Consider the following 15,552-nt stretch of genomic DNA (forward strand, 5'->3'; position numbering starts at 1 on the left):
CGCGCGCATCCTTTCCTGGATTTAAACACTGGCTCGCTGGTTGGATCAAGCGACATGGCCGGCGAAACTTGCCGGTCGGGGCTTGCTCCCATATGCAGCATTGCATGGATGCAGCGCGGGAAAGAAACATTTTCGGCGCATTCGCGCTGATGATCAGCGACGATATTCACCGCTCGACCCAGTCGCAGGCGCGTGAAGCCGGGCCGATCGCTTCCGCACTGGCACTGTTGGCGCATGAGCCGGGGCTTTCAATCCGGACGCTGGCTGCCGGTGTAAGCTTGTCCCATGCTGGCGCGGTGCGCCTGGTCGATCGCCTGGTCGCCGAAGGCCTGGTCGAGCGGCGCGCGCATAGCAGTGATGGCCGCACGCGGTCGTTGTACCTCACGAGGTCCGGCGCGGCGGCGAGCGTTGAAGTGTTGGCGGCAAGGGATCGCGTGATTGCCGACGGCCTATCGGTACTTAGCGACGCTGAACTCGAACTGTTGGGTGCCCTGTCCCAAAAGGTTGTTCGCGCACGGCTGCTGGGGCTCGAGCACGCTTATCAAATATGCCGACTATGCTGTGAGGCGGCGTGTATTGAATGCCCGATCAGCGCGGAATTGCGGCAGCGCGCGCGGCAGCAGCAATAGCGGGCCGACCGGAAGTGCAAGCGGCCCGCGAGCTGGACGCTTCCATGGGCACCGTTCATCTGTATGGTCCTGTTAGCGAAAGCGCCTTGCGGAGGTAATGCAGAGCTGGTCCGCTGAATGCCAAGTTGTAATGGCGGTGACGTCCTCATGCTATGGCGTCAATATTCCAAAATGACGTGAGCAGGATCGTCGGAAAACCCGGTCCGGGCCGTCTGAGCGTACGTGGCTTCCCTAAACACAAGGAAATATCGGTCGGAGGGTTAAGGCAAAGCCGGCCAGGACGTCACCTGATTTCGAAGTATTGGACGTCGCGAATACCGTTCTGGGCGGCGGCTTCCTGTCCCGTCTCAACCTCAATTTGCGTGAGCAAAAGGGCTGGTCGTACGGCGCAAAGGCCGAACTCGGCAGCGCGCCGCTGATTGGGGAACTGGGTATCGGCTCTGCGGTCCAGACCGACAAGACTGCCGACGCGATGCGCGAAATCGACCGCGAGATCCGGGAACTTGGCACATCGCGGCCGCCTTCCCCCCAGGAGATCACCGTGGCGAAGAATGCGATGCTGCTTGGCCTGTCGTCATCGCTCCAGAGCCCAACCGGGGCTTACGCCTTGTACTATGACGCCTATCGCTTCAATTTCGCTGCTGACTATTGGAACAAGTATGTTCCGACCATTCAGGCGCTGACCCCGGAGGCGATTGGCCAAGCCGCCTCGCGCCTCTATCGTTCGAACGAACTGACTTGGTTCGTGGTCGGTGACTTGTCCAAGATTGAGGCCGGCGTGCGAAAGCTCAACCTGGGCGAAGTCATGGTATATAATTCCGACGGCACCCGGTCGCGTTAGAAGCGTGGCGACCAGCGCAGTTGAGGCAGGCTCGTCAGGGCTCGACCCCTTCTTTCTGGTCGATGGCTCGTCTCGTCGACCCCGGCCTTGGCATTGCTCCGATCGACCGCGATTGGGCGGCATGCGCACTCATGCTGCTGGCGGACGAGCGCCGTCGCGCGACCGATACGCCCGCGCGCTGATCGGCCGCCCACTGCCCGATATCAAGCCCTTTAGCCCGATCGCGATGAAGTCAGTCATGCCTGCGACATCCGGCATTTGCAATCGACCAGCAGGTCAAGGGCCGAAGGTCGACCGGCCCACGGGAGGTTCCCGCCAAGAACGAGCAGACTGATGCCGAGCAGCGCAACGTCGCTAATCAGGAATGGCGCCCCCGGCTCAGGAACGGAAATTCATCGGGAAGCTGGCTCTCAAACCGGCACGGCGAACAGGATCGACGTGGTCGCAGCGAACGTCAGCGTACCTCGCGCACCGGCCGCAACGCCCAAGCGCGGCGACCAGACCGATGCGACAAAAAGGAACGCGGAAGCTGTTCGACCACGCCGAACCGGTAGCTCCTCCGGTAAAGCCGAAAACCCGCGCAGCCATGACTGCCAGGGCGTGCCCTTGATCAGGGGCTTCAGCCCTTCAATTTCATACTGCGTGAATTTCACATAGCCGATCCTGAACAACGGCAGGAGGATACCTGTCATCGCAACGATGCGCCCCGCTGCGATGATAGCGTTGGCAGCGCCCGAAGCAGCCGGTCTCGACAAGGGATCGTCGCTTCCGTCGGCGATGTCGGCCATACCTCAACACCGCTATTCACAAGTGTATGCGCAGCGCATATAAATTTACAATGCTCGAGCTATCTGCAGCGCGATTTTTCCTGTCAAATGAGGCTGGGCTGCGCGGGTCATCGCATGTGCGATCGCCCGTGTCCGTTGTAGGTGAACTGGCCGCGCGGCAGCGACTTCGTCTGACCAAAGCCGGGCAAGTCCGGCGCGATGATCCGGTAGCGTCGGCGAGGTGCTGGATCAGATCGCGAAACATGTGGCTGTCCGAGGGAAGGCCGTGAAGGAGCAGGAAGACACGTGCGCGGGCGTGACCCGCTTCGCGGTAGAACATTTCTACCTCGCCGACCTTCTGCCGTCTCGACGGGACCGAGATCACCGGTTTTTCCGTGGTTCGATTGGGTCGGTCAAGGGCATCGGACAGATGCCGACCGCTACCCGCTCAACCGGAACGATGGGTGCGCGTTCGGATCCAACGCGCTGGAAATCCGGCGCCGCGCACCACCGACCGCCGGTGGCGAGATGCGGTGCGCTCGGTCGCACCAAAATCTCGCCGACGATAGCTTACGTCTCGCCAGCAGCGTATGCGGAGCATCATCGGCACGAGGCTGTGTGGCTCGACCAGCTGGCAGGCGACGGTGCGGGCAATGCTCACCCGATCCGGGGGCGGTATGGATCAGACTAGTTGTTCGGTTGCCGATTGGCACGCCTCGCTGCGTGCCCGATCGACAGGCGACACGACGATGGCGAACGACGCCCATCGCGCCAGCATCGCGGCCTTTGGCGAGACCCCCGCCGAGGTTGTGCAGCCCGCGCTGTTCGACGACGTCCTGTGTCTGCATCGTGGCGGTGCCAAGCGGGTGCATCGCGTCCGTGACGGGCGGCGGGACTCGTTCGATGTGGAGCGCGACAGCCTGACCTTGCTCCAGCGGGGCCAGTCCGCGCGCTGGCGCACAGAGGGGCCGATTGATTACATCCATCTGACGATCGGCGCGGCTGTATTTGCGGAGATTGTGCAAGCCGAAAGCGGACTGTCGCGCCTCGATGTCCAGTTTGCCGATCAGGTAGGGTTCGCCGATCCGCTGTTGGCGAGCCTGATGATCGAGATGCTGCAGATCTGCGCTGCGGGAGACGAAAGCCAGCTATACTACGACACGCTGCTGACCAGCCTGATCCTGGCGCTCGTCCGCCGCGCCTCTGCCCGCAATATCGACCGTGCGGCCGGAGCCACTGCAAACGGTATCAAGGGCGGCCTGGCCGGGTGGCGGCTGCGCGCGGTGCTTGAGTTCATCGCCGAGCATCGCGCCACCGACATATCGTTCTCAAGTCTGGTCCACATTTCGGGCCTGAGCCGGGCGCATTTCTATCGCGCGTTTCAGCAATCGACGGGTCTGACGCCGGGGCAATATCTCGAACGGCTGAGGGTCGAGGATGCTCGGCGGGCGATCGAGCGCGGCATGGCCACGGCAGAGCTCGCTGCGGCGACGGGTTTTTCGAGCCAGGCCGCCCTGACCAGGGCATTTCGACGCACCCTCATGGTGACGCCCGATGCATATCGGCGCTGCGTGCGTTAGGATCGCTGCGTCAGCCGGGAGTCATGCGGACGATTCCATCTCCGACGCAGCGATCATCGTCGCGAACTTCCCCAGGCCGCGATGAACGTTGATCTTCACCAGGCTTTCAGACTGACCGGTCGCTGCGGAGGTCTCCCGCACGCTATATCCTTCAAGCCTGACCAACCGGATCGCATCGGCCTGCGCAGGCTTCAGCTGTGCGAGGATCGTTGACACCACGATGGCGCTCGTCACGGGCGCTTCGTGGCCGTCCGAGGCAATGCCGTCGGGCAGGGCGTCAAGGTTGTTGCGATAATGCGCCCGCAGATAATCGATGCGCTTGTACCGCGCGATCGCCGCGAGCCACCGCCGGAATGGCTTACCGGGCTCGAAAGTGTCCCGCTTCTGATGCAGCGCGACGAGCACATCCTGCACTGCATCCTCCGCCTGCATCGGTGGGAAACGCCGCCCGAAGAAGCGGTGCAGCCACGGATAGATTTCCTGAAGCAGCGTGCGATAGGCGCTGCGGTCGCCCCGTTGGGCCAACGCCATCAAAATACTCCAGCGATCGTCGCAGTTCGACGAGCCACTTCGATCGCGTCCAGTGGCCGGGCCCGCTTCGCCGCGCTGCAGTTCATTCGCCAAAGATTGACCGCCGTTCAGGGATGAATCGTGCATCACTGCGATACGCGCGGGAACTGCCGAGGATCTATGTTTATATGCTTGACGCACATAAAATGAGACCTGCGGCGCCCGGCGAACAAATAGTCGCATAGGCGGCGGCGACGTCGGGCAAAACCGAACTGGCCGCACGGATGTAACGTCAACGCCCCCCGCAACGAATGGAACAGCAAGATCCGTCGTCGGCATTACCATCGCGAGTGGCCCCGGCAGGCCTCGGATGCGACGCAACGGGCCGCAGGATCGGGCGCCCGATGCGAGACAGACTGTCCCCTCGCGTCGCCGGGCGAACAGGAGATCAGCGTGAACGCATTTCAAGGAGTCAAGGCATGAGCGGCCGTCCCCTGTTCACCGTACAGGCGGTCACGCCGGGCACGCTGACCCCGCCCAATTGGCTGGCCAACACGTACCCATTCAGCCCATTCGTCTGGCGGGCGAACGACCGTTTTCACCCGATGCGCGGTGCGTCCCGAGGCGCGACGACGACCCGCGCCTCAAGATGGCCGAAGTCTGGTTCGGAATGTCCGACGACGGGTTGCATTTCACTATGGACGAGGCGCCGGTGATATTCCCCGGGCCCGACTTGGCCGATCTGGACGGGTGCGAGGATCCGACTGTCATGCAGCATGACGGGCTGCTGCTCCTGTGGCATACCGGCTATAACGAGCGAGAGCGGGTGGGGCGTTTGCTCTATGCCCGTGGCCCCGATTCCAAGCGCCTGGCCACGGTTGGCGTTGCGATTGAACCCTGGCCGTCACGCTTCGCTGATCCCAAGGAAGCAAGTGTGGTTCAGATTGGAGACCGATGGCGGCTGTTCTTCGAGTTTGCCTGTGATGGCGCGTCGCTGGTCGGCCAAGTCGACGCCGGTCGGCCCGATGATCCGTGGAGCGATCCGGCGGACTTGCTGATCGCACCGCGGTCCGATAGCTGGGATAATTGGCACCTTCGCCCTGGCCCCGTGATCGGCGCCGGCACCGATCGTCCGGTGCTGATCTATAACGGTGCCGACCGTGCGGCGCGCTGGCGCATCGGCTGGGCGGCGTCCAGCCGGGACTTTTCCCAGATCGTCGCGCGGTCGGACGCGCCGCTGCATTCGCCGGAACGCGAGCGCTTGGGACAGGATGCCGACATCGCCTTCGCATCGTCCGCGGTGGAGACTGAAGATGGGGGTCGCGAACTATTTCTCCGACTCAGATCGGCATTTGCGGCGCGCATTCGTGACGTTCGAATGGGCATCCGTGAACCGCATCCGTTCAGGTCGACACCTACGCGTCCTCACGTCACGCCACCCGGCCGCCGTGCAACCGGCGTCCGCCGGTATCGGGTAACAGGGAGTGAATCATGAAATCGATCTATCTTTCAGCAGCGATCGGCGCGCTCGCGCTTGGTGGCGTGGGCTTGACGGTCAACGCGCAACGTTCCCCTGATGTGAGACCGCCGGTTGGCAACAGAGCGCCGCCCGAACCCGCGCGACTGACCGTCGTCGAGCTTTTTCAAAGCCAGGGTTGCTCGAGTTGCCCGCCCGCCGCCGCCAATGTCAACGCGATTGCCGGCCAGCCAAACGTCCTGGCGCTTTCCTATGGCGTGACCTATTGGGACCAGCTGGGGTGGAAGGACAGCTTCGCATCACCACAGTTCACCGAGCGGCAGTGGGAATATGCGCGCAGCCGCGGGCGCGCGCGGGTCTGGACGCCCCAGGTCTATGTGAATGGCCAGCGCGACTTGGTGGGATCCAACCGCGCGCAGCTCAACCAGACGATCGCCGCGTCCAGCATCAAGGGGCCGTCCGTGTCGGTTTCTGGTGGCAAGGTGCATATCGGCGCAGGCCGCGCGGCACGTCGTGCGACAATATGGATGGTGCGCTACGATCCGCGAACGGTCAATGTACCGATCCGGGCCGGGGAGAATGGCGGGCGTACCCTGCCGCACCGCAATATTGTCCGCCAGCTGACGCGATTGGGCCAGTGGACAGGCGCGGCGACGAGCTTTTCGCTGCCGGTGCCGCGTGACGGGTTTCGCACGGCAATTCTGGTTCAGGACGGCAAGGGCGGTGCCATCATCGGCGCTGTGAAGGCTTAGCGACGCTGCGGTTTTGCGTTCTTTTCGAAAATACTCCGCCCGTGCGACGGATGTCTGTAACCATCCGCCGATCCCGCACGAAAAAGAACTGAGGATCGACCGGCAAATTCTGCTCCCAAAGCCAGCCGATCCGCATGCGCCGCCGCGACAGATCGCGGCGGCGCATGAGGTATCTTGCCGAAGGAGTGCAACGCATGACCTGGCGCTCGACCGCCATTGGCGCAGTGGCACACCGCGTAGCCAGCGGCCTGCGACTTGCGTTGCCTTCGCCATTCCTTATGCGGCGCGCGTTTCGCTACCCGGGAACAGCCATATCGCCGCAGCAGCGTCCCTCGTCTGCGTTGAAGCGTGAATCTTGCAGAGGTTGAGCGCGACCAGATCGATTACGAAATCCGCGGAGCACCGTGCTCGCGCATGGCGGGTGGTGCCTTCCCGCCGGGCGACGAATTCATTGCAAGGCACGAACAGGAGATCCTTCCGTGAAGCTCAAGCAAAATATCGGTGGCCTAGCATTTGGTCTCACCGCAGCGCTCTGCCTCGCCGCATGTGGCGGCAATAGCGCGTCGACCGCTGGCAACGATGCCATGATGTCGACCGGCAACGACGCCATGGCGACTGACGACGCCATGACCAGTGACAACGCAATGACGACCGGCGATGCGATGGCCAGCGACAATGCCATGTCCTCCGATGATGCCATGGCGATGGACGACGCAATGGCGAAGGGCGGCAACGACGCGATGGCCGCCGACGCGCCGAAGCAGTGAATGCCGTGGGAGGAGTCGGCCACACCGTCGCCGGCTCCTCCCAAGCTTCTCCACCGACGATCACCACGATGGGGGGCAACGTGCGCGGTCGTCCTGATCGGGCAGGTGAAATCGCAGCCGCTACCGCGATGCGCTGAGCGACACGCGCCGCGCCCATCGCGGTTGCTATCGCCCTTCGGCATCGTGCGGGCCGATGCCGATGCCGCCAATACCAGCCGCTCCGCTTTTTCGAAAATGATGGGTGATTGTGAATGAGAACGGCGTCTCAAAACTCACGCCCATGCAGGCGTGAGAAACAATCGCCCCGCGTCTAGCTGGGAAGGTTCTGGTCAATAATCTTGGGATCTATTCCCAGCGGATGGGGCGAAGCGATTAGGAAGCAGCTTCGCGATCGCGCCATGGACGATCGACCGTCTGCCACCTTGCTTGGCGCCGTGCTCCCCAGAGGGCGTATGCGCTTGTTCTGGAATTCTTTCCCTTGAAGCGGAGCATCGACAGGGTTCGTGAGCGGATCCGCGACTGCATCCCCGCCCATGGGCAACAGGTCGCCCTCGTCGACGTGCATCGACAGAGACTGGCGTCCCGACTGTAACCATTCGACCCGATGTGGCGAATGGAACCGCAAGGGAGAATGAGCATGAATTTACCCAAGCCTCCGGGCGATGCTGTGGTCATTGCCGGTCTACGCTGGACGATCGTTCTGATCTTTACGTTGTTCGGAACCGCGAAGTTTGCAGAATACGAGGCTACGGGCGTAGCGATGATCGCTGGTAAGCATCCCTTGTTCAGTTGGATGTATTCGCTCTGGGGAGAGCGCGGCGCGAGCAACGCGATCGGGACTGTCGAACTGATTACTGGGACCCTGATTGCTCTTGGCGCATTCTCGGCACGAGCAAGCTTCGTGGGTGGTGCGATGGGCGTTGCCACCTTCTGCATCACGCTTACTTTCTCCTTTGGCGCACCGGCATTCTGGCAGCCAGGCTATGGAGCGCCGTTTCTCGGTACGATCGGACAGTTCCTGATCAAAGACGCTGTGCTGTTGGCTGGGTGTTTTGCCATCGCAGTCAATGGCCTGCGTCGCATGCAGTTGGCTTCGTAGCGCCGCTCCTAACGTTCCGCGATGATGTCACGAGGATGCTGCAGCAAATGGATAAACCGGAGGCACATACGACGGCGCCCCTTCCGAGCGCCCCAGCAGACGATCGCGAGCGGCCTGTGATGGATCGGCTAACGGTTGCGATCGTCCAGCGCCCGCCCGTGTTCCTAGATCTTGCCGCTTCGACCGCGCGAGCGGTCGAAATCATCGCCGACGCGGGGCGTGACGGCGCAGGACTGGTCGTGTTTCCGGAGACGTGGCTACCGGGCTACCCGATCTGGGTGGACGAAGCAGACGAGGTGGCGCGCTGGGAGCATCCGGGCGCCGACGCGCTGTTCGCGCATCTTTTCGCGAACTCGGCAAAGCGTGATGGCGCCGAGATCGCGGCGCTGGCGAAGGCCGCGGCCGACGCAGGCGCCGATGTCGTGATGGGCATGCACGAGCGCGCCGGAAGGACCCTCTACAACACCACGCTGACGCTCGGCGCGGACGGCAGTCGCTATGCGCGCCGCAAGCTGGTTCCGACCCATGGCGAGCGTCTCTTGTGGGGACGTGGCGACGGCAGCACGCTGGACGTCGTGGAGCGCCCTTATGGCCGGCTCGGCAGCCTAGTCTGCTGGGAACATTGGATGCCGCTCGCTCGCGCCGCCATGCATGCGCGCGCCGAGGATATACATGTGGCGCAGTGGCCATCGGTCGAATGGCGCCACCTGCTGGTCAGCCGCAGCTATGCGTTCGAAGGGCAGTGCGTGGTCATCGCCGCAGGATGCGCGCTGTCACTCGACGACGTGCTCGACGGGTTCGACCATGCGGGCGGCGACCGGCGGGCGCGCTCACTGCTCGAGACGATGAGCAGTGAGCGGCTGCTGAAGAACGGCGGGAGCACCGTCATCGCGCCGGACGCCACCTTCTTGTGCGAACCTGCGGAACGCGAGCCGATCGTCTGGGCGTCGCTGGACATCGCGGAACTGCGTCGGCGCACCCCCTATCTGGACGTCTCCGGGCATTATGCCCGCCCGGACGTGTTCGAACTGCGGGTGGATACGCGTCCACGATCGGACACGGTGTTCGGCGGAGGATCCCAACCCCCTCCGCCTACGGCACCATAGACAATTCCACGAGCACCGGCTGACGCGCTGCGGCAGAAGTCTTTTGCGATCGACGGGCATTCGCCAGCGTCAGGTCGCGGCAAGAAAGAGGAAGACGGAATGGCTGATACAGCACCCAAGGGCTTCGAGCACACGACCCGCTATGTGAAGGCGCCGAAGCAGCACAGGGCGGGTGATCAGCAGGACGTGCGGAACTGGTCGAGCGCATCCTGGCGGACGTTCGGAAGCGCGGCGATGCCGCCGTGCGCGAATATTCAGTCAAATTCGACAAGATCGACGTTAAAGAGCCCGAAGTTCCAGCGGCGGACCGCGAGGTTGCGGTGGCCGAGCTTGATTCCCAGACCCGGGCCGACACCGAGTTCGCCATCGACAATGTCCGCCGGTTCGCAGAAGCACAACTCGCAACGATCCTGCCGCTTGATATCGAACCCTTGCCCGGCCTGCATCTGGGCCACCGGGTCATCGCGATCGAGCGGATCGGCGCCTATGTGCCCGGCGGCCGTTTTCCCCTGCTCTCCGCTCCGATCATGACGATCGTACCGGCGAAGGTTGCGGGGTGCCGCGAGGTGATCGCCTGCCTACCGCCGAACGCGCATCACGCGATGATCGCTGGCTGCCATCTGGCTGGTGCCGACCGTATCTTTCGTATCGGTGGCGCGCAGGCGATCGCGGCGATGGCGTTCGGAACCGACAGCATACCGCAGGTCGATAAGATCGTCGGCCCGGGCAACGCATTCGTTAACGAGGCGAAGCGACAGGTTTTCGGTCCCGTCGGCATCGATCAGTTGGCCGGCCCGTCGGAAATATTCGTGCTGGCCGATGCGAGCGGTGATCCGCGCCTGATCGCCACCGACCTGCTGGCCCAGGCTGAACACGACGTTCGCACCCGTGTCGGCCTGATCACCACCGACCGCTCATTGGCCGAGCGAACCGCGACGGAAGTGACGCGCCAACTCGAAACGCTGGAGACCGCAGAGATCGCTGGCGCCAGCTGGGAAGACTATGGCGAGATCGTCCTGTGCGAGGACGAGGAGGCGATGATCGCCTATTCGGATCATGTCGCCGCCGAGCATTTGCAAGTCCACACCAGCGACCCGCACGCCCTCGCCGCCAAGCTGTGCAACTACGGCTCGCTGTTCATCGGCGAAAATGCGAGCGTGGTCTATTCAGACAAGACCGTGGGTACAAACCATACGCTCCCGACGGCGGGTGCCGGCCATTACACCGGCGGTCTGTGGGTGGGCAGCTATGTCAAGATCGCCACGCATCAATGGCTCGAGAACGAAGCGGTGTTGAAGGTCGGCCCGCCCGCATCGCGCCAGAGTGCCAGCGAGGGGCTGGACGGTCATAGGAAGGCCGCGCAGGTTCGCGTCGACAAGCTGCGTCAATGGTCGGCGGCTTGACGGTTTTCCGGGCGCTTGCGATCCGGGCCGCACACGGCATCAACTTCCTGTCGGCCCCCGTGATGCATACGCTGGACGCGCTTTCCACGGTGTTCGTGTTCGCGATCGGTCTCGCCTTTCTGGCGCTGGTCGTCGTCTTCGCACTGGACCGGCGACAGCGGCGCGATGCCATCCTCCGCAATTACCCGGTTATCGGCCATCTGCGGTATATTCTGTCTGGTCTCGGGGAATTCCTTCGGCAGTATTTCTTCGCGATGGATCGCGACGAGCTGCCGTTCAATCGTGCCGACCGGACATGGGTGGAGGCGGCGTCCAAAAGTGCCGACCAGACCGTGGCATTCGGATCGACCAAATACATCCGCGAAACGGGCACACCGATATTCGTAAACTGCCCGTACCCGACGCTCGAAGACCATATTGAGGAGCCTCCGCCGTTCCTCATCGGTCCCGATTCGCCAAACCCCTATCTGGCGAAATCGCTGTTCAATATTTCAGGGATGAGCTTCGGCGCGTTGTCGGCACCTGCAGTACGTGCCTTGTCCAGAGGCGCTCATGCGGCGGGATGCTGGCTGAATACCGGCGAAGGGGGCCTTTCCGACCATCATCTCGAAGGCGGCGCGGACATCGTGTTCCAGATCGGCACCGCCAAATACGGCGTGCGCCACGCCGACGGCACTCTGAACGAAGAGCGAGTCCGCGAACTGGCCGCGATGCCGCAGGTCAGGATGTTCGAGGTGAAGCTGTCGCAGGGCGCCAAGCCGGGCAAGGGCGGCATCCTCCCGGCGATCAAGGTGACGCCGGAGATCGCAGAAATCCGCGGCATCCCGGCCGGCGAGGATTCGAACAGCCCCAACCGCCATCCCGAGATCAACAGCAATGCCGAGTTGCTGGATTTCGTCGCCCGGATCAAGGCGCTGTCGGGCAAGCCGGTCGGGATCAAGGCGGTGGTCGGCGCATATGGCTGGATCGACGAACTGATGGCGATGATCACCGCCTGCGGCGACGGACCGGATTTCTTCACGCTCGATTCAGGCGACGGGGGGACAGGCGCCGCGCCGATGGCGCTGATCGACAATGTCGGCCTGCCGATCCGCGAATCCCTGCCGCTGTTGCGGGACATCATCGACAAACACGGGCTGGGCGAGCGCATCCCGATAATCGCCTCGGGCAAGCTCACCACCCCGGCCGATGTCGCCTGGGCGCTCTGCGCAGGCGCGACCTTCGTCAATTCCGCGCGCGGGTTCATGTTCGCATTGGGTTGCATCCAGTCTCTCAAGTGCAACAGGAACACTTGCCCGACGGGCATCACCACACACGACAAGCGGCTGCAGATGGGCCTGGATCCGACCGAAAAGTCGCTGCGGGTGGCGAATTACTGCGCCAACCTGAAGCATGACGTGGAAACCATCGCGCACAGCTGCGGCGTCCCGCATTCCCGGCGACTGCGCCGCCTACACGTCCGGATCGTCGGCCAGGACGGTGCATCCCGACCGATGGACGAGCTGTACCCGGCGTACCCCGTCCCAACGCGGCCGATCACTGCTGCACCAGTAGAAGCGAAGCAAGAAAGCCGCCCACGGCGATGAACCCGATGAACGGCGGCGCATCGTCCGCCGCCTCGGGGATCACCGTTTCGGTCAGCATCGCGAGCACCGCGCCCGCAGCGAATGCCAGGATCACCGGCGCTTCCGCCGCCGCCGCGCCCAGGATCAGATTACCGGACGCCGCGCTCGCGCCGATCAGCAGCGGAATGCCTGTCCAGATTGCGAAGATATAGCGTCGCGATCGGCCCGCCGCCTTCATACCCGCGGCGCTCGACAAGCCCTGCGGCACGTTGGCCAGGAAGAAGCCGGCGATCACGCCCACGCCAAGCGCGCCCCCGGCCATCACCGACAGCCCTATCACGAGCGCCTCGGGAATGCCGTCCAGCACGGACCCCACGGCGATCGCGGTCCCACTTCCGCGATGCTGTTCTTCGGTTGGCTGCGCCACACACCCACCGCAGCGCTTCCTGTTCTTCGCGCCGGCACGCGCCAGATACCAGTTGATGCCGCTGAACATCGCGGCGCCGGCGAGCAGCGCCGTGATCGCCCACAGACCCGTATCAAGCCGGATCGCATCGCCGACTAGGCTGCCCACAACCACGGCAAGCTGGACACCTGCACCGAAGCCCATGACGGCCGCGATCGTGCGGTGCCTCAGTTTCTTGGAGAACATCTCGGCTGCGACAGCGCCGACAAGAAGCCCGCTTCCCGCTACCAGGCCCCATAACCCGACGACAATCGCGTCAGTCATCGCTTCTTATAACCCACCGCATCGAGCGTCTCGATGCGCAAATCCGATGTCAGCGTGTGATGTACGGGGCAGCGATCTGCGATCGCGATCAGTTGCTTGCGCTGATCGTCCGACAGCGAACCGGTCAGTTCCACATGGCGGGTGATCCGCTCGATCTTTCCTTGGTTTGCCTCGCAGTCTTCCCCGTGAACGCGATCGTGGCGCAGCCCGATGCTGACATCCTCCAGCGGGATCTTCTCGCGCGCGGCAAACATCTTGATCGTCATAGCGGTGCATGTTCCCAGCGACGCCAGCAGCAGGTCGTAGGGCGTGGGTCCTGCATTCCATCCTCCCAATCGCACCGGCTCATCCGCAACGAAGCGATGCTCCCCCGCAACCACGTCCTGAAGGAACTTGCCGTCGGTTGAGCGTACCTGGACACTGCCTTCGAGCTCGATCGCGACCTCATCGGCCAGGCCGAGGTAGCGTTCAGCCCAGGATGCGATCAACGTAGCGGCTTGCTCGCCGTCCCTTTTCTCCGTCAGCAGGTGGTCGGCACCATCGAGCGACAGGAAGGACTTGGGATGACGGGCGGCCTCAAAAATCTCCCGCGCGTTGTCGATCCCGACTATTTCATCGACCGGAGAGTGCATGACCAACAGGGCGCACTTCAGTTCGGCCAGCCGCCGCCCCTGATCCTGCTCCCGCGCCGCATCGAGGAAGTCCTTGCGAACGGTGAAGGTACGACCGGCGATGGTAACGTCCGCCTCTCCCACCTGCTCGATCTCGTCAATGCTCGACCCGAAATGCTGCAAAACATGCGCGGGATCGAACGGCGCGCCGATCGTCACGACGGCCTTGATGCTCGGCAGGTCTCCCGCAGCGGCGATCACGGCGGTACCGCCGAGTGAATGACCGATGAGGACAGTCGGCGCCCGCCATTTGTCCGACAGATATCGCGCCGCCTGTTTCAGATCGTCAACATTCGCCGCGAAATGACTGTCGGCAAACTCGCCGCCACTGATGCCGAGCCCGGTGAAATCGAAGCGCAGCGTCGCAATGCCATGAAGCGTCAGCGCCTGCGCAATCCGCTTGGCCGCGTGGCTCTGAGAGGAGCAGCTGAAGCAATGCGCGAACAGTGCGAACGCCCGCGGTTTCCCGGGTGGCAGATCGAGCGCGCCGGCTAGTTCGATGCCGTCGGCGTTCCTGAACGAGATACTTTCCGAGCGCATTGGTACATTCCTCCTAGCTGGCCCTCCGTGTCGTCCGGTGAGCGGGTTACAGCGCCGCTACGCCGCGGCGATGCGACGGCGGAGGAAGTCGCGCATCAGCGCAGCGATCTCACGGTGGTGCGTATCAAGCGCGAAGTGTCCCGTATCGAGGAGATGGACCTCCGCATCTGGCACATCGCGCTTGTACGCTTCCGCGCCTGGCGGCAGGAAGAAGGCATCATGCCTGCCCCATACCGCGAGCACCGGCGGGCGATGCTTGCGCAGATACGCCTGGAAGTCAGGATAGAGCGCAACATTGGTACGATAGCTCAGGATCAGATCGAGCTGGATCTCCTGCGCCTCCGGGCGATGCATGAAGTAGGTGTCGAGCAGATAAGCATCCGGCGACACCGCGCCCACGGGCGAGCCATGTTCGTGCTGGAAGCGGAGCGCATCGTCAGTAAGCGCGGCGCGCGTCGCCTCCCGATGCGCTTGTGTCGGCTCGCGCCAATAGGTCTGCCACGGCCCCCATTCCTTGCTGAACCCCTCCACATACGCGTTGCCGTTCTGCGTGATGATTGCGGTCACGCGCTCGGGATGCTTCATTGCCAGGCGCAGTCCGATCGGCGCGCCGTAATCGAAGATGTAGATTGCATAGCGCCGCAGCCCCATCGCGTCGACGAAGCCGCCGATGACATCGGCCAGCGCATCGAAGGTGTAGTCGAACGTCCCGCGCGGGGGCGCCTTCGTGAGGCCGAAGCCGGCCAAGTCGGGTGCGATCACGCGGTAACTGTCGGCCAGTTCGGGCATTAGGTCGCGGAACATATGGCTGGAGGTCGGGAAGCCATGAAGAAGCAGGATCACCGGCGCATTGGCGGGACCCGCTTCACGGTAGAACACGTCCACATCGCCAAGCTTTTGTGTGCGATAGCGGGTTGCGGGCATTGGGTTCTCCTTCAAGCTGGAGCGGCGCTGCGCCGCGATGGACAGTCGGGGCAGCAAGGTCTCCACCGATGCCGCTGCGATCAAGGTGAGGACGTTGCGGCGAGAAGCGGTTACTGGCGCGTGGTTCATCTATTCCTCATTCGATGCCACGAATGTACAAGTTACATTCGACCGGAAAACGTGGGAAACAC

General features: G+C 63.3%; 15 protein-coding genes. 10 read left to right on the forward strand and 5 right to left on the reverse strand.

All coding sequences use genetic code 11. The features are described 5' to 3' along the window. The first annotated feature begins 104 nt into the window (after nucleotides 1–104). Both FPZ54_RS13455 and FPZ54_RS13460 read left to right on the forward strand, forming a co-directional pair. A complete protein-coding gene (locus tag FPZ54_RS13455) occupies nucleotides 105–629 on the forward strand; it encodes a MarR family winged helix-turn-helix transcriptional regulator (protein WP_239019579.1) in 525 nt (174 codons plus the stop codon). 247 nt (nucleotides 630–876) lie between these two features. Continuing rightward, complete coding sequence (locus tag FPZ54_RS13460) at nucleotides 877–1,470, forward strand: M16 family metallopeptidase (protein ID WP_145847993.1); 594 nt, start codon at nucleotides 877–879, stop codon at nucleotides 1,468–1,470. Nucleotides 1,471–1,880: 410 nt separating this feature from the next. Here the strand turns inward: FPZ54_RS13460 and FPZ54_RS13465 are convergent, their stop codons facing one another. Continuing rightward, a complete protein-coding gene (locus FPZ54_RS13465; RefSeq protein WP_145847995.1) occupies nucleotides 1,881–2,258 on the reverse strand; it encodes a DUF417 family protein in 378 nt (125 codons plus the stop codon). A gap of 569 nt (nucleotides 2,259–2,827) precedes the next feature. Between FPZ54_RS13465 and FPZ54_RS13475 the strand changes: the two genes are divergently transcribed. Further along, complete coding sequence (locus FPZ54_RS13475) at nucleotides 2,828–3,817, forward strand: helix-turn-helix domain-containing protein (RefSeq protein ID WP_145847997.1); 990 nt, start codon at nucleotides 2,828–2,830, stop codon at nucleotides 3,815–3,817. 21 nt (nucleotides 3,818–3,838) lie between these two features. Here the strand turns inward: FPZ54_RS13475 and FPZ54_RS13480 are convergent, their stop codons facing one another. Beyond that, the gene (locus tag FPZ54_RS13480; RefSeq protein ID WP_222428385.1) at nucleotides 3,839–4,474 is read right to left on the reverse strand and encodes a sigma-70 family RNA polymerase sigma factor; all 636 of its coding nucleotides are present in this window, start codon (nucleotides 4,472–4,474) and stop codon (nucleotides 3,839–3,841) included. A gap of 502 nt (nucleotides 4,475–4,976) precedes the next feature. On the opposite strand from FPZ54_RS13480, the gene FPZ54_RS13485 reads away from it, so the two are divergent. The 7 genes from FPZ54_RS13485 to FPZ54_RS13515 all read left to right on the forward strand — a co-directional run bounded on the left by FPZ54_RS13485 (nucleotide 4,977) and on the right by FPZ54_RS13515 (nucleotide 12,517). Continuing rightward, nucleotides 4,977–5,822 carry a glycoside hydrolase family protein gene (locus tag FPZ54_RS13485; RefSeq protein WP_145847999.1) on the forward strand — a complete coding sequence of 282 codons (846 nt, stop codon included), beginning with the start codon at nucleotides 4,977–4,979 and terminating at the stop codon, nucleotides 5,820–5,822. Further along, entirely contained in the window at nucleotides 5,819–6,556 is a 738-nt protein-coding gene (locus FPZ54_RS13490) for a DUF1223 domain-containing protein (protein WP_145848001.1), read from the forward strand. Before FPZ54_RS13485 ends, FPZ54_RS13490 begins: the two co-directional genes overlap by 4 nt. A 479-nt stretch (nucleotides 6,557–7,035) precedes the next feature. Continuing rightward, nucleotides 7,036–7,323 carry a hypothetical protein gene (locus tag FPZ54_RS13495; RefSeq protein ID WP_145848002.1) on the forward strand — a complete coding sequence of 96 codons (288 nt, stop codon included), beginning with the start codon at nucleotides 7,036–7,038 and terminating at the stop codon, nucleotides 7,321–7,323. 637 nt (nucleotides 7,324–7,960) lie between these two features. After that, on the forward strand, nucleotides 7,961–8,422 hold the full coding sequence (locus FPZ54_RS13500; protein ID WP_186456770.1) for a DUF417 family protein: 462 nt from the start codon (nucleotides 7,961–7,963) through the stop codon (nucleotides 8,420–8,422). Nucleotides 8,423–8,541: 119 nt separating this feature from the next. Then, on the forward strand, nucleotides 8,542–9,528 hold the full coding sequence (locus FPZ54_RS13505) for a carbon-nitrogen hydrolase family protein (RefSeq protein ID WP_145848006.1): 987 nt from the start codon (nucleotides 8,542–8,544) through the stop codon (nucleotides 9,526–9,528). Nucleotides 9,529–9,770: 242 nt separating this feature from the next. Further along, complete coding sequence (gene hisD / locus FPZ54_RS13510; protein ID WP_239019580.1) at nucleotides 9,771–10,931, forward strand: histidinol dehydrogenase; 1,161 nt, start codon at nucleotides 9,771–9,773, stop codon at nucleotides 10,929–10,931. After that, complete coding sequence (locus FPZ54_RS13515) at nucleotides 10,928–12,517, forward strand: FMN-binding glutamate synthase family protein (protein WP_222428307.1); 1,590 nt, start codon at nucleotides 10,928–10,930, stop codon at nucleotides 12,515–12,517. The genes hisD and FPZ54_RS13515 overlap by 4 nt, the downstream gene beginning before the upstream one ends. Here FPZ54_RS13515 and FPZ54_RS13520 read toward each other — a convergent pair. From FPZ54_RS13520 to FPZ54_RS13530, 3 genes are read right to left on the reverse strand one after another with little or no spacing between them, the layout of a single operon-like run. After that, a complete protein-coding gene (locus FPZ54_RS13520) occupies nucleotides 12,468–13,226 on the reverse strand; it encodes a ZIP family metal transporter (protein WP_145848012.1) in 759 nt (252 codons plus the stop codon). The two genes, FPZ54_RS13515 and FPZ54_RS13520, sit on opposite strands and share 50 nt — an antisense overlap. After that, complete coding sequence (locus FPZ54_RS13525; RefSeq protein ID WP_145848014.1) at nucleotides 13,223–14,437, reverse strand: bifunctional alpha/beta hydrolase/OsmC family protein; 1,215 nt, start codon at nucleotides 14,435–14,437, stop codon at nucleotides 13,223–13,225. Before FPZ54_RS13525 ends, FPZ54_RS13520 begins: the two co-directional genes overlap by 4 nt. 57 nt (nucleotides 14,438–14,494) lie before the next feature. Next, nucleotides 14,495–15,361, reverse strand: a complete 867-nt coding sequence (locus FPZ54_RS13530) for an alpha/beta fold hydrolase (RefSeq protein ID WP_222428308.1) — start codon at nucleotides 15,359–15,361, stop codon at nucleotides 14,495–14,497. Nucleotides 15,362–15,552: the final 191 nt, after the last annotated feature.

The sequence above is a fragment of the Sphingomonas suaedae genome, assembly GCF_007833215.1.
In the GTDB taxonomy this organism is placed as follows: domain Bacteria; phylum Pseudomonadota; class Alphaproteobacteria; order Sphingomonadales; family Sphingomonadaceae; genus Sphingomonas; species Sphingomonas suaedae.